This window comes from Mesobacillus jeotgali (genome assembly GCF_900166585.1).
GTDB classification, from domain to species: Bacteria; Bacillota; Bacilli; order Bacillales; family Cytobacillaceae; genus Mesobacillus; species Mesobacillus jeotgali_A.
This window is the reverse complement of the sequence record NZ_FVZC01000009.1, coordinates 1,118,355-1,143,944: the sequence shown is the minus strand read 5'-3', so window position 1 is coordinate 1,143,944 and position 25,590 is coordinate 1,118,355. Positions and strand designations below refer to the sequence as shown.

Below are 25,590 nucleotides of genomic sequence, written 5' to 3'. Positions count from 1 at the left end.
CCTTATATGCAAGCTAATATAAAAATACAAATCTACTGGGGGCAAAAATGATGAAAGGTTTTACGAAGGAAGAGAGCAGCTGGATTCGGTACGACTGGGCTAGCTCGGCATACTCGATTATTATTTCGACGGCTGTTTTTCCGCTCTTTTACAAAGCTTCTGCTACCGAAGCCGGCGTGAGCCTGTCAAATTCGACCGCTTATCTTGGTTACACAATTGCCATCGCCACCTTCATCCTCGCCTTGATTGGACCGATCCTAGGAACAATCGCAGACTACCAGGGAATGAAAAAACGATTTTTCACAATTTTCTTCACCCTAGGTATCACTTTTACCGCGGGACTCGCTTTAGTGCCTAGCGGAAACTGGATGATGCTGCTTGTTATTTACACCCTGGCCGTCCTTGGTTCTACCGGTTCCAATGTTTTTTACGATGCCTTCATCGTTGACGTAACGACTGATGAACGCATGGACAGAGTGTCAGCGCGCGGCTATGGAATGGGGTATATCGGAAGTACGATTCCGTTTATCATCAGCATAGCGATTATCATTCTGGCACAGACCAAGGTATTGCCAGTTTCAATAACACTGGCAAGCCAGGCTGCTTTCATCATCACGGCGCTGTGGTGGGCACTTTTCTCAATTCCTATGTTCAAAAATGTCCACCAGAAGCATTATATTGAGCGTGAACCTCAACTCGTTTTGCAAAGCTTTAGACGGTTAGGGAAAACCTTCAAAGAAATCCGCAAATACAGGGCATTATTTTTATTCTTACTAGCATACTTCTTTTATATTGATGGCGTCGGGACAATCATCACCATGTCCACCGCTTATGGAACAGACCTTGGCATCAGTTCTACGAGTCTATTAATCATTCTTTTTGCAACCCAGGTTGTTGCCTGGCCGTTCGCCATTTTATTTGGAAGATTATCAGAACGCTTTACCGGTAAAAAGATGCTTTATGTTGGAATTATCATTTATATTTTTGTCTGTATATACGCCTACTTCCTCGAGACTACAACAGACTTCTGGATCCTTGCTATGCTTGTAGCGACATCACAGGGTGGTATCCAGGCATTAAGCCGGTCTTATTTTGCCAAATTGGTCCCTAAAGCGAATGCAAATGAATTCTTCGGCTTCTATAATATATTTGGAAAGTTTGCATCAATCATGGGTCCGCTGATGGTCGGACTTACAGCACAGCTAACAGGTAAATCAAGTATGGGTGTTTTCAGCCTGGTCATCCTCTTTATCATTGGCATGGTCATACTTGCTTTCGTACCTGAACCAGAAACACAGCCACAAGCACCTGAAATTGCCTAATTATCAGCCTCTGGGAAACCGGGGGCTTTTTTTAAAACATTGGAGGTGGACTAGTAATCTATGAAAAAGCTTAAGTTACCGTTGATAATTATCGGGGCCTTGTTCCTATTACTGTTGATTCTCACCATGTTTAACACCATTAGCTTGAAATCGAGGCAGCCTCAACCAGTTCCTTTCACTGGAACAATACAAGAAGAACAAGCGATTGATAAGCTGTCAAAGGCCATTCAATTTCAGACAATATCCTTTCAAGACCGCAGCAGGATGAAAATGGCGGAGTTCGATCGCTTCATTTCCTTTTTGGAACAAAGCTTCCCTAAAGTTCATCAAAATCTTGAGCTAGAAAAAGTAAATGGCTATGCTCTTATATTCAGATGGGAAGGCTCTGATCCAGCAAAGTCCCCTATCGGATTGACCAGTCACTATGATGTGGTACCGGTACTTGAAGGGACGGAAAGTAACTGGGATCACCCTCCTTTCAGCGGCACCCTCGCAGACGGTAAGATATGGGGGCGGGGAACTCTGGATGACAAAATCGGGGTAATTGGCATACTCCAAGCTGTCGAGCAGTTACTATCAAAAGGATATCAGCCTAAGCGTGATATGTACTTTATGTTTGGATTTGATGAAGAAATTGGCGGTGCTGAAGGCGCTAATATGATTGTCCGCAAATTAAATGAAAAAGGCATCAAGTTTGATTTTGTTCTGGATGAAGGCGGTGCGATCGTTGAAAACATGGTTCCAGGAGTGGATGTTCCAGTCGGCGTGGTTGGCGTCTCAGAGAAAGGGTCAGCCACAGCTCAACTCACGATTGAAGGCAGCGGCGGGCATTCTTCACAACCGAAAAACAGGACCAATTTAGGCAGGATTGCAAGTGCAATTGCAAAACTGGAAGAAACCCAATTCCCTGAAGATCTCCAGGGACCAGGCGAAGACTTATTTGAATTTGTTGCTCCGGAGATGAGTTTTGGGATGAAATATGTCTTTGCAAATAAGTTTATTTTCGAACCGGTTATTGAAAAAATACTGCTGCAACAGCCAGCCTCTGCAGCTCTGATCAGAACGACCATTTCACCGACGATTTTTCAGGCTGGTGAACAATATAATGCTCTTCCTGAAAAAGCTTCAGCCTTCGTCAATCTCCGTCTAATGCCCGGGGAATCCTTAGATGATGTGAAAAACTTTATAGAAAAGACTATTGACGATGAGCAAATCAAAATATCGATTGAAGGCACTGAAGCTTCTGGTGTATCTTCTGTTGACAGCTGGCATTTCAAAGTCATCCAGCAAGGCGCACGTAATGTATACGGTGACACAGTCATAGCCCCCTATCTAATGTTCGCTGGTTCAGACGCTAAGCATTATGACAGCATCTCGGAAAATACTTATCGATTCCTTCCCGTCCATTTGACATCCGAAGACCTGAACAGGATGCATGGAACAAATGAGCATATCAGTATTGAAAACTATTTAAACGCCGTCCGATTTTATATGGAAATTATCCGCGAGAGTAACGAACAATAAGAGGGTGAAGATGTGATAGCTTATATAATTTTCATTTCTATATTTTTATTATTTTGGATCATAGTCTCTACACTTTATTCTGATCCTGTCTGGTGGTCAATTTTTTCATCAAATCGGATGACACATACTCTCTTACTTGATCATATCTCCATTGTAAAAGTAACTTTTACTATATTGTTCCTATTGTGCCTTAGGGCAGTTATGATGAGGTTCCAGAAAAAATAACAGACAAATCCTATTAAAACATTGAAAAATTTGTCGAAATAATTAAGTGGAGATTGAAAGTTTTGTAGTGCGAAAGGGTTTATTTTTTATGAAAATCAATATTCGAGCCTATATGGCTCTATTTTTTGCGGTCATCATCATCACGCTGACAATGCTCTTGAGTATAACAATCAGCAAGCATTCAGGTGCAACCATTAAAAGAGAGATTGGGAACAGTCTTTCAACTACTGCCTATCATATGGCAAATAAGCTGGATTCTTTTATGTGGTCGAGGATTGGGGAAGTTGAAGTCCTAAGCCAGATAGAGGATATTAAATCTCCTGAAGATTTCAAATCAGCCCAAACTTTACTGGACCAGTTAAAGACCAGTATTCCCGTATTTTCATGGATAGGTCTTACAGACTCTGCTGGGAATGTAGTTGCGGCAACAGACCAAATCCTGTTAGGTGCTGATATATCGAAGCGCCCTGTTTATCAGGAAGGACAAAAAGGAACTTTTATTGGCGATGTCCATAAAGCCGTCCTCCTTGCAAACCTGCTGCCAAACCCGTCTGGAGAGCCTTTGCAATTTGTTGACATCAGCCAGCCTGTAACAGATGCAAATGGAAATTTCACTGGAGTGCTGGCTGCCCACCTCAGTTGGGAATGGTCCAGGCAGGTTAAAGATAACATTGTCGAACCCTTAAAGGATGAATTAAGTGGTGCAGAAGTTTTTGTCGTGAGTGGTATTGACGATACTGTCATCCTTGGACCAAAGGGGTTGACGGGAAAATCTCTGGATCTTGAAAGTGTTCACAATGCGAGAAAAGGTGTTAACAGCTGGCTCGTGGAAAAATGGCCAGATGGTAAAGAGTATCTTACAGGGTTTGCAGTCGGTGATGGCCACCATGATTATTCAGGCCTAGGATGGACAGTCATAGTCCGCATCCCCGCAGAAGATGCTTTTGCCCCTGTTAATGAATTAAAATCCTATATCATCAAACTTGGTACAATCATAGCTGTTGTCTTCGCATTGATAGGCTGGCTTGTTGCCGGATTCATTACTAATCCTTTGCGGAAAATATCAAGAGCTGCTCATAGCTTAAGATTGGGTCATGAAACGACAATTCCTTATATCAAAGGAATTAAAGACCTTGAACTGTTATCCGGTTCACTTAGGGATTTAGTCGATTCTTTAATACAGACTGAATCCAATTTGGGAAAAATGGAAACCCTCGCACATCAGGATCTTTTAACAGGCCTTGGCAATCGAGTAGCATTGGATGAGTTTATGAAACAGGCGAAGAATGCAGGTCACTCCCTATCCTTTCTATATTTGGATTTAGATGGCTTTAAAAGAATAAATGATACTCATGGGCATCATACCGGAGACTTGCTGCTCCAGAAAGTGGCAAGCAGGCTCAAGGAAAGCACCCGTAAGGAGGATGAAATATTCAGGCTCGGCGGTGATGAGTTCCTTGTGGTGCTGGCCACGCCAGAACAATCGGTAGAACCTGTGTTTGAATCTATTGCTGACAAGCTGATCACCAACATAAATTTGCCTTATAAAATCGAGGAGTTACAGCTAAGCGTTGGATGCAGTGTTGGTGGAGCCGTATGGCCACAGCATGATATCGACCCATTTACCGTCATCAGTTACGCTGACGAAGCTCTATACGCTTCAAAACGGGCCGGTAAAAATACATTCACCTTCCATAAAAAATAACACCATAAAACAATTGCCAGGAGAATAAACTCCTGGCAATCTTTGTTTCTAATCCAGTTACCGCTTGTCATAAACCAACAACTTCCCTAGTACCGCACCATAAAGACCATGGCCAGCCATCCAGAAAAGCAAAGAAAAGGAACTGGTGATTTCCGGTGTCTTGTCAGAAAGAAGCGTCGTTGGGTATAGAAGCAACCCAACAACCAGTCCAATTTTAATTACAAAACCAGGGATTTTTTCTTTCTGCAGCTCCTCCTTGAATATGTAAAGGTTTACTCCGAAAGCAAGAATTACTGATATCACAAGATGCAAACCAAACTCAACTATTTCGGGCAAATGCATATCTTTAAGAATTGGCACGTAATCAACATTGAGCAACAAGGTATACACTTTTAGGTTTGTTATAGATTGAATGATTCTTAGAAACATGCCAAGCACGATACCTGATGTCAGGCCACCGATAATTGGTTTTAATGTTGCTTTGATAATCCTTCCTCCTTTTCATAACCGTTCCAAACAGACCTCGCCAACTCAAATATGTGTATGGTCTACAATATTCCCTCCTTACCTATTCGAGAATATTAACTTTATTCCTGTTACGCTAACTATAGGTATTTTCGGTATAAAAAAGCAGATCTGGGTAACAGGGTTACCTGTCACAAAATTACGGTATTTCAGAAAAATTAGTCATCAAAATGCGGATGAAAATGATTGCCCATTTTTATTGATATACAGATATTTATACTAATAAACTCTATTTAGGGTTAAAATAATCTTTTGACATTGCACTCCCGAAAGACTTTTTCAGTTTTTCAATTTGGTTAAGGTGTCCTCGTATATGTTGGATACGGTATTCCAATAATTCTTTGAATGTGAATCGTCCAGCATCTGCATACACTCCACCTCTCTCAAGTTGTTCTGTTGTTAAATTTAGGAGAATAGGAAGCATACTGGTGCGAAGTAATTTAAAAAGGAGGAAGTATTGCTCACGATCCAATTGCTCATAATTCAATGAATTTGCCCAGGCATCCTGATCAGTCGAGGTTAAAAGTGGTTCAGGTTCGGACAAAACTTTTTTAAGTCTATAAGTAGACACCAATTCAGAATCTGTAATATGTATAATTACCTGATGTATACTCCATTTATCCTTTCCTGGTTTGAACCTAATCTCTTCCTCAGATAATCCTTTAATGGATTCCCTTAACATTTCATAGCCTCGACTGTACTCTTCAATCAATAATTGCATTTGATTCCTCCCGAAAATATATCATTGAGTTATAGCTTCTATTTTAATCGTAATATTGCTTCATTATAGGAATGCTGCTTCGCATATAAAATAAGGTTTCAGCAAAATAGGCGGTTAATCCTTCTAAAATCAACGCAAAAGTTAGTAGAAGAAAAAGTATAAAAATGTTCAAAAACCTATACATTAAATCCTACTTTATCTAAATCAAAACAATAGTATTTTAATTAACTATTTTCATACCATCCTTTTTAATTCTCGTTGCCGCCTATCCAGTAGAGAACAAATCCTAAAATGAAAAGGATTGGAAACAGGATGATTAAAACCCCTATCATCGCAAATCCACTTCCTTCAATCACACCATAAAGACTGCCGACTAACCAAGAAAGTATAGGTGCAAATAAGAGCATTGTAGCTGATCCCCATACCCTAAACTTTGTTTCCTTAGATTTATTATAACTTCGCAAAATGGCAATTATGGATCCAATAACTAAAATGATTACTGCATATATCTCATATTTCATTTCTTCCCCCTGTGTAACCGGATATATCCATTATTTATAATATTTAACAATCCCTCATCTTTTTCAAAATGGGTTGATTCTTCCTGAATCAACACACTCCTTAATGTTATTTATCACAAGTTTAATTATTTCCTTCTTATTTTTAATAGACCCCAAGAATGAATGCCTCTATCGTTCAGAATCAAATTCATTCATACTTACAGTAAAAAATTCAGATGTGCTAAAGGTCCAAAAAGACAAATTATCCCTAAACTAACGAGAACAGTTAACTGAAGTAGATTTACTGGGTGAACTTTTTTGAGAGTGCAGCCATCTTTTTGAAATTTTCATCATAATTTTGGCGTTGAAGCAGATGAGCCAGCCAATATTCTGCCTTTTGATGTTCTCCATTTTTGATAAAGGTTTGAATTATCTTCTTAAAGTTTCCGCTGTAATTAAAGTTTTGGTTTTTCACTAATTCTAAAGCTTTATTAAAACAGTCTGATGCCTCTCGATATTCTTTAGACGAGGAATATAAAAGCCCCAGATAAATTAGACCACTTGATATTTCTTCCTTGCTAAAATTTTGCTCTGTGGCAAGCCTCATCACTTGTATAGCTTTTTTCTTTAAAAACCAGCTTTCATATGTTCCAGCTCTATACACATAATCCTCATACTTAGTTAATGGCTTTATTAGAGAGAAGATTCCCATAAACTATCCTCCCATGGTGAGCTTTCTGTATTAAGCTTACCGGCTTCTTTCGTTCCATAAGAAATTCCACAAAAAGTTTCGAAATTCCTTCTATTTATAAATGGTTTGTACATGTACAGGCAAAACAAAAGGACCAATCGCCGACATAGCAAATTGGTCTACCATTAAAAATATAACATTCCACAATGTTTGCTTTTACATTGCCATTTAACCATTTGGGAAAAGTCTTACCTTTTAATAAAAAGAGCTGCTTTTCAATGATACAGTGACTTTACCCGTTCTAGATCTGTAAGCAAGTGATTGATTTCCGCTTGGGTCAGCCTTACAGGCATCTGATCATAAAGTGTGATGATTTGTCCGTCGGGGTCTTTTTCGTGTTTTTTTAAATAATTATAAACGGATTCCATCTGGCATTCTTTAAAAATGGATTGTGTTTCAAAGGTTTTTACACGCTGCAGAGAAAATTCGTTTATAGATTGATCAAAGGTACCGGAGATGATTTTCCCCTCGATAAACATTCTCTCACTCCTTTGTATGTTTTAGATATTCTTCCCCATACGAAGGAACATAACACTTTAATTTAACCGAAATATTTCCTGTATTCCATCTCAACTAAATGTGGATTTAATTCTTCGTATGCCAACTCATCGGATGTAATACACAGTCCTGCACAAATTGTTCCCAGCTTAAGAGACTCCTCTGTTGATTTTCCCTTTAAATATCCAAACAAGAAACCAGAAAAAAAGCTGTCACCTGCTCCATTTGCATCTTTGTACTGATACTGGCCAATAATCGGGGTTTCTATCCATTTTTGATTTTTTTTCAAAGCCGTCGATCCTTTTTTTCCATGAGTGCAAACTACTAATTCTTTGCCCATGGCAATCCACTTTTCCATTGTTCCTTTATAATCCGGCATATTGTCAGAGCTGACAAAAATATAGTCTGCAATGTCGATAAATTCATCGTGATAAGGATTGCCGGGGTTATAGTCGTGTAAATCGGTCCATACAGGTTTATTGTATTTTTTTATCAAAGGAATCAACTGCTTTGTATAAGCGATGATGTTCAGAACAACTAAATCAGCGTCTTTTATTAACTGCTCTAGTCTGTGTAAGTTAAGATGCAAGTCCGCCGAGGATTGAGTCAGAAAGATTGAAATCCGCTCACCTTCTTCACTCATCAAGTTAACGTGCCTTTCCGTTCCTTTCGGGTCGTGGTCGTATACAAAATCTACTTCATTTTCATCTAGTTTCTTTCGAATCTTTGCACCATATTCATCATTTCCGATTATGGAATGAAGCGTCGTTGGTACTTTAAGCTTTGAAAGGTTCAAGGCCTTTCCAGCCCCAGTAGAACCCAAAGTCTCAGTAAAAGCTGCATAGTGAATCGTTTGGGGCTCCGGATTTGGCAGTTTTTCCAGATGGATGACAGTATCGAATGTAGTACCCCCAATTACAAGAACTTTTTTCATGTTATTTTCCTCCTAATTTTTCAGTTCTGAACTGCCTGACCAACGATTTTATTTAGGATTGAAAGAAGCGCAATCGGTTGCGCAATAAAAAAATGACATACAAGTTACCAAATGGAACTTAACATTTGTTTCACTATGAATAGCTAAAAAATATGATTAAAAACGAAAAAATACCTTATAATTTTCTAACCGTACTTTTTAAAATTCAATATCCTCCCTTACTCATGATTTTAACAGTACGGTCCAAAAATTGGTATATTTACAAATGAAAAAAGCAGTTATTTTATGTATATAGCATAGAAAAAGATAGTATTCTATATGACTTTTGACTATTCAGCTTAAAAAAATTTCAGTACTTACTAAATTTTTATTTCGCTTATCGAAAAAGAACGCTACAATACTATTTAAATAATTTAAAAGAATGAAGGGAATTCAATGAACAAAAAATTATGGCTTACATATGGAATGTTGACCTTTGCCACATCAACTTGGGGGAGTGCGTTTATCGCCGGTAAATATGCGGTCCAAAGCTTCGAACCTGCAACTGTTGCTTTTTTTTCGTTTTTTCGGTGCAGCCATCCTCCTATTTCCGTTAATGTACTTAATGGAGAAAAATCTCCAGAAACCAACCATGAAGGATTACGCCTTATTTGCTGTCCTGGGCCTGACAGGAATCGCCTTCTACAATATCTTCTTTTTCCTGGCAAGCAAGCATGCACCAGTTATTAAAAGCTCTCTGTTCATCGCCTCTAATCCGGTGTTGATCGTACTTTTATCAGCGTTATTTTTAAAAGAAACCATTACACGCAACAACTTGATTGGAATGGCGATCGCCCTTTCAGGTGCCTTTTATGTAATAACCGATGGGAACCTGATGAACTTATTCCAATTAGGGTTTGAGCCGATTGATTTCGTCCTGATGGGCGCGGTCGTGAGCTGGGCGCTTTACAGTGTGGTCGGAAAAATCGTCCTGAAAAAGTTCAGTTCTGTTGAGTCGACTACATATGCAGTGGCGTTCGGGACTCTCTTCTTGCTTCCGTTCGCATTTGCAGAAACGTCCTGGCAGGATGTTCAGCACGCACCTGGCACTACATGGCTTGCCATAATCCATATGAGTGTATTGGTAACAGTTGTTTCTTTCGTAATGTATTATAACGGGATTAAAGAAGTCGGTGCCGCGAAAGCTTCTATCTTCATCAATGTGATGCCGGTATCTGCAGTATTTATGGCCACATTGTTTTTAGGTGAGACATTCACGGCCGGACATGCAATCGGTGCCACCCTTGTTTTAACTGGAGTATATATCGGAACGAATCCGAAGCTATTTAAAAGAAAGCCAAAACTCGCAAAAAATAAAATTGCTTAAGGAGTTTTAAACATGATCCACACACTCGAATTAAAAACGGAAAACCTTCATGGTTCTTTTAACAATGAATATAAGCCAGTACTCACAGTCAGTTCCGGTGACTCAATCCGATTGCAGACACCAGATATTGAATGGGGTTATTCACCATCCAAAGGAATTGATAGAGAGTTTTTTAAGTCTGCTGTTAATGAAGATACTCCCCTTCATCCGATGATTGGACCGATTGAAGTTAAAGGGGCGAAGCCGGGGACGGTGCTTGAGGTAAAACTGAATGATGTTGTCCCAGGCTGGTATGGAACGAACTGGGCCGGGGGCAAAAAGAGCTGGCAAAATGACACACTCGGCCTTACGGGATCAGAGAGAATCCGCCTTGACTGGGAGCTTAATCATGATACGATGACCGCTAGAACTGAGGTAGGAAAACGTCCAGTACATGTCCCGCTAAATCCGTTTGTCGGCCTAATGGGTGTCGCTCCTGAAGAACCTGGCGTGCACCACACCTCTCCTCCCCGATATTGTGGAGGCAACATTGATTGCAAAGAGTTAAAAAGAGGCAGCACATTATATCTGCCGATTTCTGTAGAGGGAGCTTTATTCTCAATCGGAGACGGTCATGCAGCACAGGGTGACGGTGAAGTTTCCGGCACAGCAATTGAGTGCCCGATGGATTTGATCGATATTACGTTAACTGTAAGAGAAGATATGCAGCTGACTATGCCCAGGGCTAAGACACCGGATGGATGGATTACATTCGGTTTTAATGAAGATTTAAATCAAGCAGCTGCTCAAGCACTTGACGAAATGGTTGAATTAATCAGCGTGCTTCATCAAACCAAACGAACGGAAGCCCTCGCATTGGCCAGTGTCACAGTGGATCTCAGAGTGACACAAGTAGTAAACGGTATTAAAGGTGTTCACGCTGTATTACCGCATGGCTGCATAGCCTTCTGAGTCACAATTATTATCTGTTACCTCTTAAAAAAATCAGCGGACTGCCCGCTGATTTTTTTACTTATTCTTATAAAATCGATCCCTTACCCTTTTCAGGCGGGCATGATAATTCAAAATATCCAGCCTTGCTTTTTCTGCTTCGGGCGCGATCGGCCTTAAATTTTCAATATCCCAGTAATCGATGATCACATCCAGTACCTGATCGAAATATTCAAGTGGTCCATAGTTTGCCTCTTTTGCGATAATGGACATTCGATTTTCGAAATCGGGCATTACGGCTCCCGGCATCTGGAAATTCATGATGACATTCCCCAGATAGTAGCAATAATTAGGCTCAAGCTCAAGATGATATTTAATTACTTCGCGGTAGAAAGCATAGTGCAGGGTTTCATCCTTGGCAAGTCTCCTCAGCAATGTTGCTAATTCCTTGTCATGTGCTCCCGCCACTTTTGCGACGTTATTATAAAACACCATAGTCGCCAGCTCCTGCATCGATGTATAAACCATCGTTTCAAAGGGAGTATGAAAATCAGGATCCCAGCCATTCTCAAGAGTCATTTTATGTAACTGATGCAGCCTCATCGGCTCAACATTCCTGGTAATCAATAGATAGGTCTCCAGCAAATTTGAATGCTGATCCTCTTCCGCCGTCCAGGTATGCACAAAATCCTTGATGACAGATAATGAGCCTTTAAAAGTCTGATCAAGATACGATGTAAACCATGGCAAATTGACCTCGGTCAATAGAGCAGTCTCAATCGCTGTAATAACCGGTGCCGGGAGCGTAACCTGGCTTTCATCCCACGGGACGCGTTTAAAGTCCATAGCCTTGTCCCACGGTAAAAATTCATGATACCCCCAATCTATTTTTTCCGCCCTCATTTTGTGCTCTTCATAGAGTTCCCTAATCCTTGGTTCGAGTCTAAAATCCAAATGATTTGTTAACATTTAGCCCCTCCGTTATTCTTCGAAAACTATTTAGTTAATTACTAGATATTATGACCTGTTACTAATTTAAATCTTAACATAGATTTCTGAATTTTACCCAAATAGAAGTTTTATATATTAATAAATAGTTCCTTTGCAGTATAAGTACCATTATTTTTTAAAAACTTCCACCAATATGGGTCTTGTTTTTTACTTTCTAGAACTCTGGCAATATAGAAATTTAAATTAACTCAAGCCTCTCTTTCATTTCTCATTATGCTTTCAAGTTCTTTCCTGGTATCAGGATGAAGGATGATCTTTTGACCAGGGTCAATGACTCCTGGCCTAACTTTCCTTCCCCACTTTCTTGAAAAAGAACGCCAATCACACACCATCTCAATCAAGTATTTCCGCGGCATTGGCAATGCTAGTTTTTTATTCGGATCCACAACCCAATACTCCCAATGGTGCTTATTCTTATGTTGGTGATTCAACCAAGCATATTTCCACCATAATTCATCTTCTTCACTAAGTTCTTTTCTCAAGAAAAACTTTCTGGCATAGGGAGTAAACTCTTTAGGAGAAAATTTCGAAAGGTCATGGGTAAGCCCCTGTATGTATAAGCCCTCCTTCCAACATTCAACGAGGACATTAATTTTATGTTCTAAAATGTATAGACCGTAATTGTAATAGGCTTTCAGCATATAACTTCCTTCCAATCAAATATTCTAAATAATATTGTTTTGACTTGCCATACGGCTGTCTATGCAGAATGAAAGTCAGTACATACAAAGAAGCAACCCCTTTATTTTTAACAAGGTTGCTGAAAAACAATTTATGTATTTTTATTTCTGCGTGTTATTTTTTAAGATTCCTAAATAACTTTTCCAAGGACCTACTGCCATTTCATATCTCTTTGCCATCACTCTGGTAATTTGTGAAATATGAGTTAAATCATGAACCATCCAGGTAGAAATCAGTTCTCTTGCTTTCACTTCCCCATACACAGGATGGATTCCCGACAATTCAAGCTGACTTTCATGCTTAATCAACTGTTTCATTTTTTCAATACTATCCGTCCTTAAAGAACCAAATTCACTGATCATTTCACTGATAGAATATTCCTTGTACAGTTGCAAGTGTGAAAATCGGTCAAAGACTAAGAATCTCTTATCCTTTTTATCGCTCAGGATTAACTCCAATCTTGGTATCCAATTATACTTCTCGCCATAAATAAGATGGCCAATCACCTGAGATGGATTCCAGGTTCCTTCCCCTTCATCGGCTTTAAGCCAGTCATCGGAAAGGCCTACTAGGTATTGTTCTAATACTTTAGGTGTCCGTTCCAACATTTCAATTACTTCCTCCATATGGAATGCCAATTCATCTCCAACTCCTTTTCGAGAATATCTATATGTAACACATTGTCATACTCCTGTTCTTTTTCTGAAAAATATCAATGGTATGATGGATTTGTCTGATTATTTTTAAGATAAGAGAAGTGAAATAGATGCTGACAATCAAAGAAGCTGCTGAACAATTTTCCTTATTGGGAATAGAAACTACCGATGATGATATTTTAATATTGATTCGGGAAGGACAGTTAAATGCCGAGAAGTCCCACAGAAGAAATAAATCATATTTAATCCACCAAAAAGACGTGATTAAATATATTGTCAAGAAACAACAGCATGAATTTAATGAGAAACTGGAAAAAACCAAACAAAAGAACCAAAAGCTTAAGGAAGAACTTGAAATGTTAACTACTCGTCTGCATATTGAAAAGTCAAAGGTACGGACATTGAAAAAAATGCTTAATTTACAGATTGAAGCATCCGCTGCTCCACCTTCTGAATTGGAAGAATTTCTGGGATTAAAAAGGAATAGCAGCAATCAGGTGATTAAAAAAGAATTCAAAAAAATACTCAAGGCTCTCCATCCTGACCGTGGCGGTGATGAAAGGCTTTTTAAAGTGTTCAGGCAGCATTATGAGAAATTGTAATCAGTTGAATTAGTTCATCGTTGCTAAATAATATGTACTGACTCCCATCATGAGACCACCGAATACACCAAGAACCGCTCCTCGAGCAACATATATAGTTGATAAGTAAATACCAGCCAGATAAAAGAACAGCCCGATCATAAACAGAAATTTACCCTTTTCCATGGTTTCTCCTTTTGGTTTTTTTTTACATAATGAATTCTATAAATAAAAGCTGATTCCTTTTATTTTAGAGACTGGCTTTCTGTTAACCCCCAATCTTAAAGTAAGAACGAACAAAAAATGGCCCTCTAAATCAAATTGATTTAGAGGGTTGATGTACAATTATTCTTTCGGCTCAATCGGTCCTTCAAATACTTGGGCTTGTTTGGCAAAGCTGAATTCATTCTTGGCTAGGCCACCGAGTGAGAGGTCGAAATACATGTTTACATGGTCGCCTGTTTTGTGTGCTTTCTTATTTTCAATCTCTTTTGCACGCATGATTGCTTCTTCAAATAGAGTCGCATGGGCAGCTTCTCTGTCAATCAGGAATTGGAACATTTCTCTTGCACCTGGGTCGTCTACATGTCGGTAAAGTTCTTCATATACCTTCTTGGCACGAAGTTCTGCCGCGAGATCTGATTGCAGGTTAGCAACAAGATCGCCCACATTATTAATGAAATTTCCTGTAAAAGGTGTACCTGATGAATCTACAAAATCAAGTCCGTGTCCATCTAGTATCATGCTCTTCTGCACAGTGGAATTAAAATTGAACTGCATCATGCTGTTAATCTGGTTCTTGGCATCCGATAGAATGTTTCCTTCCCCGGACATTTTTCTTTCATCTACACCCATCTCTTCCATCTTCTGCTCTTTATCAGGACCACCCATCAACTGTGTAATACATTCACCCACCATTTCCAGATGGGATATTTCTTCTGTCGAAATATCCATCAGCAAATCTCGAATCGCAGGGTCAGGGGTGCTAAAACTCTGGGCGAAATATTGGAGACAGGCTTTCAATTCACCATTTGCACCGCCAAACTGCTCTAATACTGCGGCGGCATGGGCTGGATTGGGGCTTTTGACTTGGACTGGAAACAATAGTTCTTTTTTGTGGATATACATTTTTCAGCCTCCATCAACTTATTTTTACATTTAGACTCATTCCCGAGTCAATAAAGGCTAAACATACTATCCTGATTTTTCACCCAATTGAAACAATTGCAGACTTCTAAATTTTAATTGTTATTACTAGTCATCCGCAGAAAACGATATACTTTATAAGGTACTTAAGGAGGTGCATCATGCGAAAATCAATTTACATAATAATGTTGTTAATAATTGCTGCTGCTATCATTAGTGGATGTTCGGGAGATAAATCGGAGTCTAAATCTTTTTCCCTCCCAGACGAAAAAGGCAAAAATGTCTCTTTTGAAAATATGGAAAAGCCTGCACTAGTATTCTTTTTTACAGGGATTGGCTGAGACTTCTGTAAATCGCAGCTGGTCGAGCTGCAGAACCGAAAAGCTTCATTCAGCCAGTTCCCTGGCAATGTATACGCCGTAAGTGCATCTTCCGTTGAAGAGCATAAATCAATGAAGGAAGAACTGGGTCTTGAATATCCAATCATTTCTGATAAAAATCTGAAATTGATCAAAAAGGCTAATCTTCTGGATCCAGAGAGTCCGATTGCCGTTCGAGGCTTCGCTGTTCTTGATAAAGACGGCACTGTCCTCCACTCCCAGCAAATAGATACTTTCGGTATCGAAGCAGATGGCATTATCCCATATGCTGCGGATATAGCAAAAGGTGAGAAACCATCAGAATAAGCAATCAGAACCACCCGTGAGAACGGGTGGTTCTTCTTTTACACACTATTTAGGATGGCAGCCTGTTTCCAATGCATTTTCAAGACTTTTAAGAACCCGTGACCAGTTAACTCATGCCACTGAATCCCTTCTTTCCAGGCATCTCCTTACTGTAGCCTTTATGGTTTACCGTTACTTTTGTTTCATTCATTTTTACCTTCTCGAAACTAACCGATACGGGTGAACTGATCTTCTTAATTCATCAGTGTGCTGAATTGATCAGGTCCCTTCCACTCAAAAATGAGCTCCTTGAAAGGTGCCGCCATGATTACCTTGCATCCTCTAGTATTCATTTCTGTTTTATTGCCTGGCTGAAAATAACCTTCATATGCTACGCCGACAGGGACTTCAATATTTGTTTGGGGTGCAAACCACTGTGCTGCACGATCGGATATCGTCCAGGCAAGACAGACTATCTCAATTGGGACATTAACTATTATTTCTTCTTTTCCAAAAACCTATATATGCTCCTTCTAACTCATTAATCACATGAAATTAGAAAACTCTATAAGTTCAAGTTGATTGCCGAATGGATCCTCTATCACGTTATACTTGCCTGGCGGACATGGCCTTGACTCATTAAATAATACTTTAGCGCCCTTCTGGCGAAGCCGAAGGACATCTGCTTCGATATCTTCCGATAAAATGCCAAGCAGCACCTTTTGGGCTGTTATCGTTCCTTCTTGATCACACTTCTCTAAAACAATCGGAACTTCATTATGCACCAGAGAAACAATATTTTCCCCGTAATGTTTTGAGACTTCGAAATCAAGGACCTCAGTATAAAACTCAAGAGCTTCTTCGTCAACCTTAATCGTTAAAACACATACTTTGTTTAACAAATTTATCACTCCTTTATTTAATAAAACTATCACAAGATAAGAGATTATTTTTCTTCTAGATTGCTTTCTTTTTCAAATAGCAGTTTCGGTAAGCTGATGAGAATAGGGGGATCATAAGGCAACGGTTCCCTGAGTTTAATAAGTATGTCTCTCGTGGTGTCAGATAAAATTTCAATTGGACATTCAACCTTTCCCCTGAGATTTTTTGAGAGCAGAAAATAATCCCGGGGATTCAGGCTCCATGGAATCGCAGCAGCAAGAGCGTAATAGGTACCAGATGGAACCCTTTTTAAAGTAACCTCACAGACTGAATGCCTTAATGCAGTACCTATAATAGGCCTCTGATCAGGAATCGGCCGGGGAAACAACCCTACAAAAATCAGTCCTTTGAAATTTTCCGGAGCTTCTATTTTGCAACGGACAGAGGGAAAATCTGTGTCGGTGGGAAGCACATCCTCGTGCTCCTCCAGATTATTCATAAATTGATGGAGCTTATCGGCATTCTTCTGAAATTGCCTGGGTGATTGACCAACATACTGTTTGAATTTTGAACTGAATGTCCCCAGACTCTGAAAACCAATTTTTAGCAGGGTTTTAAGAATGGAATGAGTGGATGATCTTATTAGCAACTCCTTCCCAGCCTCGATTCTTAGTGCGGATAGATAATGTCTTGGAGATACACCTGTTACCTCTTTGAATAAACGCGAAAAGTGAAAAGGGCTGTATCCCGCGATTGATGCCAGGTTTTCCGAGGTCAGTTCTTCGTGGATGTGTTCTTTCATATATTCTATTGTTTTGATAATGGCTTTATAATGTTCAGGTTGCTGGTCCATTATTAACACCCTAATTCGTACTTAAAAATGATAACCTTTTTATTCAATTCGCTTATAAAACGTAAAATCCTTTTATTCACCCACTAAAAAATCCCAACTCTTTTTCAGTAGTAATTATCTAATCTTCTTCCTTTCTTACCCAGTCACCTTGCTCATTTTTTTCATAATCATTTTTCACTGCACTCCATGCCACTTTAAAGGCAGTCTCTTCATCTTTATATTGTTCAGATGCTGAATTGAATGCCTCTTTGAAAATTTCCTGGGCATGATGGGGCAGGTTATCTTTTACTGCGTCTGGTAAGTCTTTTAAAGTATCGTAAGGCATGTTGGAAACCTCCTTAAGTTAATAGATCTATCTATCTTTTCCCCCACTGTAAAAAATGAAACAAACCAAACTAAGTACCCAACATAAACATAAAGCAGGTAAACCATTCCACACTCTTGCTGGTTTCCTTTTTGCCCAAAGCGGGAACATTTTAATAGGTCAGAGAATAATAGAGGAAGTGTTTGATATGAATTCACCTTCAACAGCAGAAGTTAGAAATAAAATGAGAGACATGAAACCGTGGGTTCGCCGTTTTGGCCGCTTTGGCTATGTTGCCAAAGGACTGGTCTATGGAATGGTGGGAGTGCTTGCTGCTTTAGCCGCATTCGGGCCTAAAGGCGATACTACTGGGACGTCAGGGGCGCTTCAATCAATAGCCAACTTGCCCTTTGGTGAAGTTGCTTTATGGTTTATTGGGATTGGCCTAATTGGGTACATTTTATGGGATTTTATCAAAGCAATAAAGGATCCTGAAAATGAAGGAACTGATGCAAAAGGTTTGGTAAAAAGGACTGGTTATTTTATTAGCGGGCTGATATATGCGAATTTAGCTTTTGGGGCAATTAAATTGGCCAGCAACACCGGTTCTGCAGGTGGCGGGAATTCGGAAAAAACGATATCCGCCAAGTTAATGGAACAGCCGTTTGGCGTCTGGCTGGTTGGCATAGTAGGAGCAATTATTATTGGATATGGTCTATACGAGCTTTATAGTGGCGCAAAAGAAAAGTTCATGTCAAAATTTAAAACCTATGAAATGAATGCTAAAGAGCGTAAAATCGCCCGTCTTTCTGGCAAGGCAGGTTTGATTGCCAGGGGGATTGTCCTGAGCATGGTTGGTTTTTTCTTCATCCGAACAGCATATACCCATAATCCAGATGAATCTAAAGGGCTTGGCGGCGCTTTGACAGAATTGGCAAATCAGCCGTTCGGACAAGTTCTGCTAGCTATCGTCGCAGGTGGACTGATTTTATATGGTATCTATCAAATCATTCGCGGGCGCTATCAGCATATGAATTACGGGTAAGAAAGTATTCTTAATAAGAACACACAATTTGGATGACATGGAGAAAACGCTTAAACAAAAGGTGAATTAACTTACTAAATAAATGTATGGCAGTACGATAAGCAATAGGAATAGCAAGCAGAGAACGCCTGGATTTTAACCAGGCGTTCTCTTATTCAGGAAATGTTCACTGGGATTTTTCTGATCTTTTAACAGAGTGTGTTTGTTAAATTTCGCAAAGTCAGAGATTCCTATAATTCTTCGGCAATAGCCCTGCCTGCTACACGTCCTGTAAAAAGGCAGCCCCCCACAAAAGTCCCCTCAAGTGAGCGATATCCATGAATTCCTCCGCCGCCAAAACCGGAAACTTCACCGGCAGCATATAATCCAGGAATAGGATTCCCTGACGAATTCAATACTTTTCCTGATAAATCAGTTTGTAGCCCCCCAAGGGTTTTCCTGCTAAGGATATTCAACCGAACTGCGATTAAAGGACCATTTTTGGGGTCCAGGATTTTATGCGGTGTTGCAGCACGAATTAATTTATCACCAAGATAATTGCGTGCTCCGCGCATAGCAGTAATTTGCAGGTCTTTCGTAAAATTATTATCAATTTCCCGGTCTCTTGCTTCTATTTGTCGTTTAATATTTTCCATGTTCAATAAGTTTTCGCCTGTTAGTTTATTCATGCCGGAAACAAGGTCTGATAAGTTATCAGCAACTATAAAATCCTCACCTTTTTCCATAAAGGCCCTTACAGGATCCGGAACACTTTGTAGTGCCCTTCCAATTACTTTTCGAATACTTTTTCCAGTTAGATCTGGATTTTGTTCTGAACCGGAAAGAGCAAATTCTTTTTCAATAATCTTGTGTGTCAAAATAAACCATGAATAATCAAATCCCGTCTTTTTAATTGCATCAAGGGTTCCCAGTGTGTCAAAGCCAGGAAAATTCGGAGCCTGAAATCTCTTTCCTGTCGCATCCAGCCAGATGGACGATGGACCAGGAAGGATTCGAATCCCGTGATTTGTCCATATAGGATTCCAATTCTTAAGACCCTCTGTGTAGTGCCACATACGATCTCGATTTACGATGCGTCCTCCTGCCTCCTCAGTTATGGCAAGCATCCTGCCGTCCACGTGGGCAGGCACACCCGTAACCATCTCTTTAGGAGGCTGGCCAAGACGGCTTGGCCAATTTTTTCGAACCAGATCAAGGTTCCCGCCAATCCCGCCGCTCGATATCAGTACCGCCTGTGAACGAAATTCGAAGCTGCCGACGACTTCACGGCTGCTATCCTCCCCGCGAGCTGCTGTACTTGGCACCAGAACAGATCCGCTAACCCCAACAACAGCACCATTATCAGTTATAAGTTGATCAACACGATGCCTGGGAAGAAACTTAACCAAACCGTTTTTCATGTGTTCGCGAACACGATGTTCGAATGGGGCAACCAGGCCGGGACCAGTTCCCCAGACAATATGGAAGCGAGGCACGGAATTTCCATGCCCATCGGCAAGATACCCTCCTCGTTCCGCCCATCCAACAACCGGGAAGAAGCGGACACCCATATCTTGTAACCATGCTCGTTTCTCTCCTGCCGCAAAATCAACGTAGGCTTCGGCCCATTTTTTACCCCAATAATCCTCATTTTCTTCCCTGTCAAAACCGGCAGTCCCCAGCCAATCCTGCCATGCCAGTTCCTTAGAATCCTTGATCCCCATCCGTCTCTGTTCGGGTGAATCAACCAGGAACAAACCGCCGAACGACCAAAATGCCTGCCCGCCCATTGAGGCTTCTGGCTCCTGGTCCAAAAGTAAAACCTTTTTACCTTTATCAGCTATTTCTGCTGTTGCTACTAAGCCGGCGAGCCCTGCTCCGACAACAATAACATCGAAATCCACCATACATTTCCCCAATCTATCACTTTGAATTTTCAGATAATTGAAATATACCATATTTATTTAGAAATAGTATAAAAAAAGAAAGTTCTATTTGCACAAGATGGTTTTTTTCAAATTATCGTGGAGAATTGGAATTTCTATTTAATAACCAAAATACCTTTTTAATATATCCTTTTAGTGACTCCAACTATATAAGCCCTTGGAAAAAACGATATCAACAATTTTCTCATTTAGGCTTCTCCATGTTTTTAGCAATCTGTAAAATTTTCTCTATGACAGTTTGTGTTTCACTGCTTTCATTAATGACAAATAAAAAGTCCGCTTCCTCCTCAGCAGGAGCAACCACATCCTCTAGTAAAGAATCTGCTTGCTGCTTACGTAGGACCTCCATGAAATTAGAATAAGCACCACGAAATATATTCGTATTACGCTTGGTTGACACTATACGATTTTCAAGAATATGATCCGGTATATCAAAGTGAATCAGGATCCGGATGAAAAAACTGCTCGGAAACAATTCCTCAAGCAAGTATGTACGCCCTTTTCGGCTTCGATTTGAATTGCATATAATAAGATGACAATCTGTATTTTCGGCTGTATATCGAACTAACAGCTTTGAAATAGCATGTTTTAGGGTATTGGGACCCTCTGCAGGCTGAAGTTTTTTGTAATAGGTATTGAGGAATTCAGCGTGAAGATCCTGATCCATAACAATAGAGTTGTCCAGTTGTTTCTCCAACTCCCGGGCAAAGGTTGTTTTTCCGCTATGTGTTTTTCCAATCGTCATAATAGCTAATCTTTCCATCGAATCATCCTCTTTTTCAAAATTATGAAACTTTTCATCTGGTAAAACGTACCCTAAATAAAGGGGGAAATGACAATCGGTAAATTGATAAGTTTTATAGTAACTTTATCATTCATTGGATTATTGAATTATGGGCTGACGTTATTAAGTGATTTTAGTTTTATTGAAATCTCTTTATTCGTGGCTTTGGTGTGTGTTTTCATCATCTATTTTTTCAGTTCATCGGGTGGATACACAAGTCGGAGTCTGGATATGCAAGTTCAAGCTGCTACCGGTATGAAACTAAATGAGACACAGGGAAAATTCTCTCCATCATATGCATTTTACGCTTCTGTTTTTTATTTAATCCTTTCGTTAATCGCAACTTTTTTTACTTATCGGGAATATTTCTCTATATAAATGGGCCTGGTCATCCAGGCGTTTTTATTTTTCCATAATAAGTATAGTTATTACCCCTCCTGTAGTATCACAGCCCTCGATAAAATACTCCATTTCTTGTCCAAGCTCCTTTTCTGCCAGCCTTTCACATGTGGTACTTTCAATAGTTCCCTGTCCATATTCATCCCTGGTAGTATCATAGATTGATTGGATTTTTTCGCCATCAAAAACTACATCATGCAGTAAAGGGTCTCCCTCTTTGGTATAAGTTACAACCTTGATTTTATGTTTCTGACCTCGTCTGACACTTTCCAAAAACGAATAAAATGTTTCCCGATTAGTAATCACACCTTGATGATCCACTACAGCATAAGCTGGTGGAATATAATCAGGCTTTTCAGTTTCTGCAGGATGAGTTTGTTCCACCGAATGGCAGCCTGAACCGACTAAAAGAATAAAAGCCATTGCAATCACATTTCTCATTGGTTCCCCTTTTTAATATTTCAAAGAAATTTATAGTTAAATTTTACCACCACAATTCCATCGTGAACATCTTAACCTAAAAGATATGTGTTCATATGCTGGCGATTGGGTAATCTGAATGTATGATTATTTAGCGAAGGTGTGTTAAATGATGAAAAAAATATATTATTCAGAAATCGCGGTCCCAATTGAACCTCCTTTTGGTTTCATGCCAGGGAAAGAATCAGCACGGGACTATACTTTTGATAAGGAAGATCGATTTAGGGATTACCTTCTAAAAAAAGACGGACAAATTTGTGATGTCAGCCTGGATGACAAGGGACAATGGTACTTTTTCGCATCCATGGAGTGTGAATCCATGGATGACTTGAAGCTTTCAAGGCAGATATTCCGGCCAGCATACTTAAAAGGGAAAAATCTCAGACTTGTTGATTTAATGGACAACCTCGAGATAAAGCCATTTTATGAGGGCCATGACAAAGCCTATGGCCATGTCCTTTCCCTTGTAAAAGACCTTGATGCTGTATCTGCTTTTAACCAGGCTCGACTGGCTAATTACGATGGAACCGACGATCCGACGATCATCAAAAAGATCCATTTTATCGAGAACGAATATAAAGGGGAACGAACACGTTTCATCTCGGGTTTTGAAACACGCTCATTCGCTACAGTTACAGAAAACGAATATTACGGAAAAGAAATTCATCTTCCAGGCAATGCACGGAACTATTTGAAACTATTCATTTATTTCACAAGATATGGCGTACTGCCATCACAGCAAATGATGCCAAGGTTCCTCGGCAATCTTTGGGCTTCAACCCAAAGCTTAAATACGTCTGCAAACCCGGCATTATATAAGGATGAAGGGATTGAATAAAAAGTTACTTATGTCTCTTCATTTCTAACGTTCACTCTTGTGTGCAGTAACTCAAGGACCTGCCCCGTTCATCTCTATGTTTTTCTGTACTTAGAAATCGGTCACTGATTAGTCAGCATGACCGTTTTTCTTTTTTCTCTAGTACAACTGATTCTCCATTCGCCAAAGAGCTGATCACTCATTTTACTCTCGATAAATTGAACACGGTAACATTATGACAGGCTGTTTCTAATACAATTCTTGTAGAGGTGATAAAAATGCCAAGAGTAAAATACACGGACAGTGATGTTGCATTGGTGGCGAGAATGATAAGGGCGGAAGCTGAGGGTGAAGGTCCTACTGGGATGTTGATGGTTGGCAATGTTATTGTCAATCGGCTGACTGCCAATTGTCTTGATTTTAAGGATTTACGGACAATACGGGATGTGATTTTTCAGGTGCAAGGTGGGAATTACTCGTTCGAGGCTGTTCAAAAGGGAAATGTCTTTTATAACCGGGCGAGGGGTGTAGAAAAAAGACTGGCAAAGCAGACGCTGGATTATTGGAGACAGCACCCCTCCAAGTTTGCTCTCTGGTATTTTAATCCGTATGCACCGTGTCCGCCTACATGGTATGACCAGCCACATTCAGGACAATTTAAGCAACATTGTTATTATGAACCTAAAGCAAACACTTGTGAAGGCGTTTATACGGGATAAGAATGCCCCCACATTTTTGTGGGGGGTATCTAAAATATCTATCAATACCTTAAAGTCTACATAAAAAAACCAGGGACGTTAATTTTGCCCTGGCTTTACATTGATTTATGATTACTTCGTATTCGTAAATCCTCCATCAATCCGGACAACTTCCCCATTGATGTACTCTGCCTTTGAGGTCAGAAGGAATGTGACTAATTCAGCCACTTCTTCCGGTTTCCCAAGCCGTCGTTGAGGGATTCCCTTTGTTGCGTTTTCCTTCATTTCTGGATTTGCTTCGTAAAATGATTTCACCATTGGTGTTTCCGTAGGCCCCGGAGCGATGGCATTCACACGCAATCCATCTTTTCCGTACTCCGCGACCATGCTTTTGGTCAAACCAACAATTCCATGCTTAGTTGCAGAATAGGTGACAACAGAGTCCTGGCCGATCACACCTGCACTTGAAGCAGTATTAACGATGGAACCTCCGCCATTTTTCAGCATAACCTCTCCAACATAACGAACACCATAAAGTGCTCCCAAAAGGTTGATCCCGACTATCTTCTCGATTTCTTCAATAGAAGAATCCAGGAAGTACGAACCGCTTCCTGATATCCCAGCATTATTGAAGAAGTAATCGATTTTGCCAAAATGCTTAACGGTTTGATCGACATAATTTTGTACATCTTCTTTTTTTGAGACATCAGCTTTAATGAAAATAGCCTCTACCCCGATATTTTTCAGCTTTTCGACGGTTTCGTTTCCGCCTTTTTCACTAATGTCAACAACTGCGATATTCACTTTTTCTTCCGCTAACCGAAGCGCCGTTGCTTGTCCCAAACCACTGCCGCCACCAGTAATGATAGCCACTTTATTTTCGTTTGCCATATACAAAACCACTCCTCAATAAATGAATCCTTGGACTTGTTTATTTTTTTCCTTATGACTACAAATAACTCTGTTATTGGCTTTTCTTTTTTAGTGCCTTTACCAGCTCTTCTCCCATCAATTCCGATGAGAATGGGTCCCGGCTAGTGACCAGCTGCTCGTCAGCCCAAACAGCATGCCCTGTTTTTTCGAGGTCACCCTGATCATATTCACTGATTTTTCTCATCTCCTGCTCGAGGCTGAATGGCAGAATATCCAACAGGCCTTCTGGCTCCATTTCATCCGGATAACCGGTCACTTTCTTGCCAGCAATAAAGCTATCGCCATTTGGACGCTTTGCATACACAAGCGGTGCTGGACCATGGCATTCTGCTGCAACAATCCCGCCTCCGTCATAAACTTTGTTCATGATTGTATGAAGATCCTCATTTTTGGCGAGATCATACATCGCTCCATGGCCACCCACTATAAGAACGACATCATAGTCCTCGGGATCAACTTCCGAAAGTTTCATTGTCTCATCCGCTTTGCCAGACTCATAAAGCTCTTTATAAGTACCCTTTGGGTCGTATTCTTTACTAATACTCATTTGATCTATATCCGGCTTGCCTCCCAGCGGTGACGCAAGGTCAACCTGATGCCCCGCTTCTTCAAGCATCTGCATTGGAGCGAATAATTCTTCTCCCCACCAGCCAGTTTCATATTCGTTTTTCTCGTCCTTGTATCCACTTGATAGAACTGCCAATACTTTTGCCATAGTAAAACCTCCTA

30 protein-coding genes and 1 pseudogene are annotated in these 25,590 nt (G+C 40.1%); 11 read left to right on the top strand and 20 right to left on the bottom strand.

Translation table 11 applies throughout. The annotated features are described in order from the left end of the window. The first annotated feature begins 47 nt into the window (after nucleotides 1-47). The 3 genes from B5X77_RS15820 (at nucleotide 48) to B5X77_RS15810 (ending at nucleotide 4,776) form a co-directional block, all read left to right on the top strand. Complete coding sequence (locus tag B5X77_RS15820) at nucleotides 48-1,322, top strand: MFS transporter (protein ID WP_257391831.1); 1,275 nt, start codon at nucleotides 48-50, stop codon at nucleotides 1,320-1,322. A gap of 60 nt (nucleotides 1,323-1,382) precedes the next feature. Continuing rightward, nucleotides 1,383-2,846, top strand: a complete 1,464-nt coding sequence (locus tag B5X77_RS15815) for a M20 family peptidase (protein WP_079508920.1) — start codon at nucleotides 1,383-1,385, stop codon at nucleotides 2,844-2,846. A gap of 313 nt (nucleotides 2,847-3,159) precedes the next feature. Next, nucleotides 3,160-4,776: a sensor domain-containing diguanylate cyclase gene (locus B5X77_RS15810; RefSeq protein ID WP_079508919.1), complete on the top strand. Its 1,617-nt coding sequence runs from the start codon at nucleotides 3,160-3,162 to the stop codon at nucleotides 4,774-4,776. A 57-nt stretch (nucleotides 4,777-4,833) separates the two neighbouring features. On the opposite strand, the gene B5X77_RS15805 is transcribed toward B5X77_RS15810, so the two are convergent. From B5X77_RS15805 to B5X77_RS15780, 6 genes are all read right to left on the bottom strand, one after another. Then, the gene (locus tag B5X77_RS15805) at nucleotides 4,834-5,154 is read right to left on the bottom strand and encodes a hypothetical protein (RefSeq protein WP_257391830.1); all 321 of its coding nucleotides are present in this window, start codon (nucleotides 5,152-5,154) and stop codon (nucleotides 4,834-4,836) included. 376 nt (nucleotides 5,155-5,530) lie between these two features. Beyond that, nucleotides 5,531-6,022, bottom strand: a complete 492-nt coding sequence (locus tag B5X77_RS15800) for a DinB family protein (RefSeq protein ID WP_079508917.1) — start codon at nucleotides 6,020-6,022, stop codon at nucleotides 5,531-5,533. A gap of 248 nt (nucleotides 6,023-6,270) precedes the next feature. Continuing rightward, complete coding sequence (locus B5X77_RS15795; RefSeq protein ID WP_079508916.1) at nucleotides 6,271-6,543, bottom strand: hypothetical protein; 273 nt, start codon at nucleotides 6,541-6,543, stop codon at nucleotides 6,271-6,273. Nucleotides 6,544-6,823: 280 nt separating this feature from the next. Beyond that, nucleotides 6,824-7,234, bottom strand: coding sequence for a tetratricopeptide repeat protein (locus tag B5X77_RS15790; RefSeq protein WP_079508915.1), 411 nt, complete (start codon nucleotides 7,232-7,234; stop codon nucleotides 6,824-6,826). A 254-nt stretch (nucleotides 7,235-7,488) separates the two neighbouring features. Then, nucleotides 7,489-7,752 carry a hypothetical protein gene (locus B5X77_RS15785; RefSeq protein ID WP_079508914.1) on the bottom strand — a complete coding sequence of 88 codons (264 nt, stop codon included), beginning with the start codon at nucleotides 7,750-7,752 and terminating at the stop codon, nucleotides 7,489-7,491. Between the two features lie 62 nt (nucleotides 7,753-7,814). Beyond that, nucleotides 7,815-8,705 (bottom strand): carbohydrate kinase family protein, encoded by an 891-nt coding sequence (locus B5X77_RS15780; protein WP_079508913.1) that lies wholly within the window; start codon nucleotides 8,703-8,705, stop codon nucleotides 7,815-7,817. 475 nt (nucleotides 8,706-9,180) lie between these two features. Here B5X77_RS15780 and B5X77_RS15775 point away from each other — a divergent pair, with 475 nt between their 5' ends. Together B5X77_RS15775 and B5X77_RS15770 are read left to right on the top strand one after the other, a co-directional pair. Then, nucleotides 9,181-10,071: a DMT family transporter gene (locus B5X77_RS15775; protein WP_257391829.1), complete on the top strand. Its 891-nt coding sequence runs from the start codon at nucleotides 9,181-9,183 to the stop codon at nucleotides 10,069-10,071. Nucleotides 10,072-10,083: 12 nt separating this feature from the next. Beyond that, complete coding sequence (locus tag B5X77_RS15770) at nucleotides 10,084-11,022, top strand: acetamidase/formamidase family protein (protein ID WP_079508912.1); 939 nt, start codon at nucleotides 10,084-10,086, stop codon at nucleotides 11,020-11,022. Nucleotides 11,023-11,079: 57 nt separating this feature from the next. On the opposite strand, the gene B5X77_RS15765 is transcribed toward B5X77_RS15770, so the two are convergent. The 3 genes from B5X77_RS15765 to B5X77_RS15755 all read right to left on the bottom strand — a co-directional run bounded on the left by B5X77_RS15765 (nucleotide 11,080) and on the right by B5X77_RS15755 (nucleotide 13,331). Beyond that, complete coding sequence (locus B5X77_RS15765; protein WP_079508911.1) at nucleotides 11,080-11,970, bottom strand: acyl-ACP desaturase; 891 nt, start codon at nucleotides 11,968-11,970, stop codon at nucleotides 11,080-11,082. A 230-nt stretch (nucleotides 11,971-12,200) separates the two neighbouring features. Then, nucleotides 12,201-12,653: a DUF5662 family protein gene (locus tag B5X77_RS15760; protein WP_079508910.1), complete on the bottom strand. Its 453-nt coding sequence runs from the start codon at nucleotides 12,651-12,653 to the stop codon at nucleotides 12,201-12,203. A 141-nt stretch (nucleotides 12,654-12,794) separates the two neighbouring features. Then, the gene (locus B5X77_RS15755) at nucleotides 12,795-13,331 is read right to left on the bottom strand and encodes a DinB family protein (RefSeq protein WP_079508909.1); all 537 of its coding nucleotides are present in this window, start codon (nucleotides 13,329-13,331) and stop codon (nucleotides 12,795-12,797) included. Nucleotides 13,332-13,459: 128 nt separating this feature from the next. Between B5X77_RS15755 and B5X77_RS15750 the strand changes: the two genes are divergently transcribed. After that, the gene (locus tag B5X77_RS15750) at nucleotides 13,460-13,951 is read left to right on the top strand and encodes a hypothetical protein (protein ID WP_079508908.1); all 492 of its coding nucleotides are present in this window, start codon (nucleotides 13,460-13,462) and stop codon (nucleotides 13,949-13,951) included. Nucleotides 13,952-13,960: 9 nt separating this feature from the next. Here the strand turns inward: B5X77_RS15750 and B5X77_RS23385 are convergent, their stop codons facing one another. Both B5X77_RS23385 and B5X77_RS15745 read right to left on the bottom strand, forming a co-directional pair. After that, complete coding sequence (locus tag B5X77_RS23385) at nucleotides 13,961-14,116, bottom strand: hypothetical protein (RefSeq protein WP_176167343.1); 156 nt, start codon at nucleotides 14,114-14,116, stop codon at nucleotides 13,961-13,963. A 159-nt stretch (nucleotides 14,117-14,275) separates the two neighbouring features. Beyond that, the gene (locus B5X77_RS15745) at nucleotides 14,276-15,058 is read right to left on the bottom strand and encodes a manganese catalase family protein (RefSeq protein ID WP_079508907.1); all 783 of its coding nucleotides are present in this window, start codon (nucleotides 15,056-15,058) and stop codon (nucleotides 14,276-14,278) included. 179 nt (nucleotides 15,059-15,237) lie between these two features. Here B5X77_RS15745 and B5X77_RS15740 point away from each other — a divergent pair, with 179 nt between their 5' ends. Continuing rightward, the gene (locus B5X77_RS15740) at nucleotides 15,238-15,417 is read left to right on the top strand and encodes a hypothetical protein (protein ID WP_079508906.1); all 180 of its coding nucleotides are present in this window, start codon (nucleotides 15,238-15,240) and stop codon (nucleotides 15,415-15,417) included. 15 nt (nucleotides 15,418-15,432) lie between these two features. Next, nucleotides 15,433-15,762, top strand: a pseudogene (locus tag B5X77_RS15735) (redoxin domain-containing protein); the annotation flags it as partial. 233 nt (nucleotides 15,763-15,995) lie between these two features. Here B5X77_RS15735 and B5X77_RS23805 read toward each other — a convergent pair. The 4 genes from B5X77_RS23805 to B5X77_RS15720 form a co-directional block, all read right to left on the bottom strand. Next, complete coding sequence (locus B5X77_RS23805; RefSeq protein WP_257391891.1) at nucleotides 15,996-16,196, bottom strand: SRPBCC family protein; 201 nt, start codon at nucleotides 16,194-16,196, stop codon at nucleotides 15,996-15,998. 90 nt (nucleotides 16,197-16,286) lie between these two features. Beyond that, nucleotides 16,287-16,643 carry a VOC family protein gene (locus B5X77_RS15730; RefSeq protein WP_176167342.1) on the bottom strand — a complete coding sequence of 119 codons (357 nt, stop codon included), beginning with the start codon at nucleotides 16,641-16,643 and terminating at the stop codon, nucleotides 16,287-16,289. Nucleotides 16,644-16,687: 44 nt separating this feature from the next. After that, a complete protein-coding gene (locus B5X77_RS15725; RefSeq protein WP_079508903.1) occupies nucleotides 16,688-17,476 on the bottom strand; it encodes a helix-turn-helix domain-containing protein in 789 nt (262 codons plus the stop codon). A 118-nt stretch (nucleotides 17,477-17,594) separates the two neighbouring features. Then, nucleotides 17,595-17,801 (bottom strand): ChaB family protein, encoded by a 207-nt coding sequence (locus B5X77_RS15720; protein ID WP_079508902.1) that lies wholly within the window; start codon nucleotides 17,799-17,801, stop codon nucleotides 17,595-17,597. A gap of 187 nt (nucleotides 17,802-17,988) precedes the next feature. Between B5X77_RS15720 and B5X77_RS15715 the strand changes: the two genes are divergently transcribed. Continuing rightward, nucleotides 17,989-18,825 carry a DUF1206 domain-containing protein gene (locus B5X77_RS15715; RefSeq protein ID WP_079508901.1) on the top strand — a complete coding sequence of 279 codons (837 nt, stop codon included), beginning with the start codon at nucleotides 17,989-17,991 and terminating at the stop codon, nucleotides 18,823-18,825. A gap of 230 nt (nucleotides 18,826-19,055) precedes the next feature. Here the strand turns inward: B5X77_RS15715 and B5X77_RS15710 are convergent, their stop codons facing one another. The 3 genes from B5X77_RS15710 to B5X77_RS15695 form a co-directional block, all read right to left on the bottom strand. Next, entirely contained in the window at nucleotides 19,056-20,708 is a 1,653-nt protein-coding gene (locus B5X77_RS15710) for an FAD-binding dehydrogenase (protein WP_079510261.1), read from the bottom strand. Between the two features lie 226 nt (nucleotides 20,709-20,934). Then, nucleotides 20,935-21,513 (bottom strand): ATP-binding protein, encoded by a 579-nt coding sequence (locus B5X77_RS15705; protein WP_079508900.1) that lies wholly within the window; start codon nucleotides 21,511-21,513, stop codon nucleotides 20,935-20,937. 423 nt (nucleotides 21,514-21,936) lie between these two features. Beyond that, nucleotides 21,937-22,374 (bottom strand): DUF4362 domain-containing protein, encoded by a 438-nt coding sequence (locus B5X77_RS15695; RefSeq protein WP_079508898.1) that lies wholly within the window; start codon nucleotides 22,372-22,374, stop codon nucleotides 21,937-21,939. 148 nt (nucleotides 22,375-22,522) lie between these two features. Between B5X77_RS15695 and B5X77_RS23380 the strand changes: the two genes are divergently transcribed. Together B5X77_RS23380 and B5X77_RS15685 are read left to right on the top strand one after the other, a co-directional pair. Then, the gene (locus tag B5X77_RS23380) at nucleotides 22,523-23,251 is read left to right on the top strand and encodes a hypothetical protein (RefSeq protein WP_176167341.1); all 729 of its coding nucleotides are present in this window, start codon (nucleotides 22,523-22,525) and stop codon (nucleotides 23,249-23,251) included. 257 nt (nucleotides 23,252-23,508) lie between these two features. Then, nucleotides 23,509-23,949 carry a cell wall hydrolase gene (locus B5X77_RS15685; RefSeq protein ID WP_079508897.1) on the top strand — a complete coding sequence of 147 codons (441 nt, stop codon included), beginning with the start codon at nucleotides 23,509-23,511 and terminating at the stop codon, nucleotides 23,947-23,949. Nucleotides 23,950-24,060: 111 nt separating this feature from the next. Here B5X77_RS15685 and B5X77_RS15680 read toward each other — a convergent pair whose 3' ends face one another. Both B5X77_RS15680 and B5X77_RS15675 read right to left on the bottom strand, forming a co-directional pair. Next, a complete protein-coding gene (locus B5X77_RS15680; protein ID WP_079508896.1) occupies nucleotides 24,061-24,819 on the bottom strand; it encodes an SDR family NAD(P)-dependent oxidoreductase in 759 nt (252 codons plus the stop codon). A gap of 73 nt (nucleotides 24,820-24,892) precedes the next feature. Beyond that, the gene (locus B5X77_RS15675; RefSeq protein ID WP_079508895.1) at nucleotides 24,893-25,576 is read right to left on the bottom strand and encodes a type 1 glutamine amidotransferase domain-containing protein; all 684 of its coding nucleotides are present in this window, start codon (nucleotides 25,574-25,576) and stop codon (nucleotides 24,893-24,895) included. Between the last annotated feature and the right edge of the window lie 14 nt (nucleotides 25,577-25,590).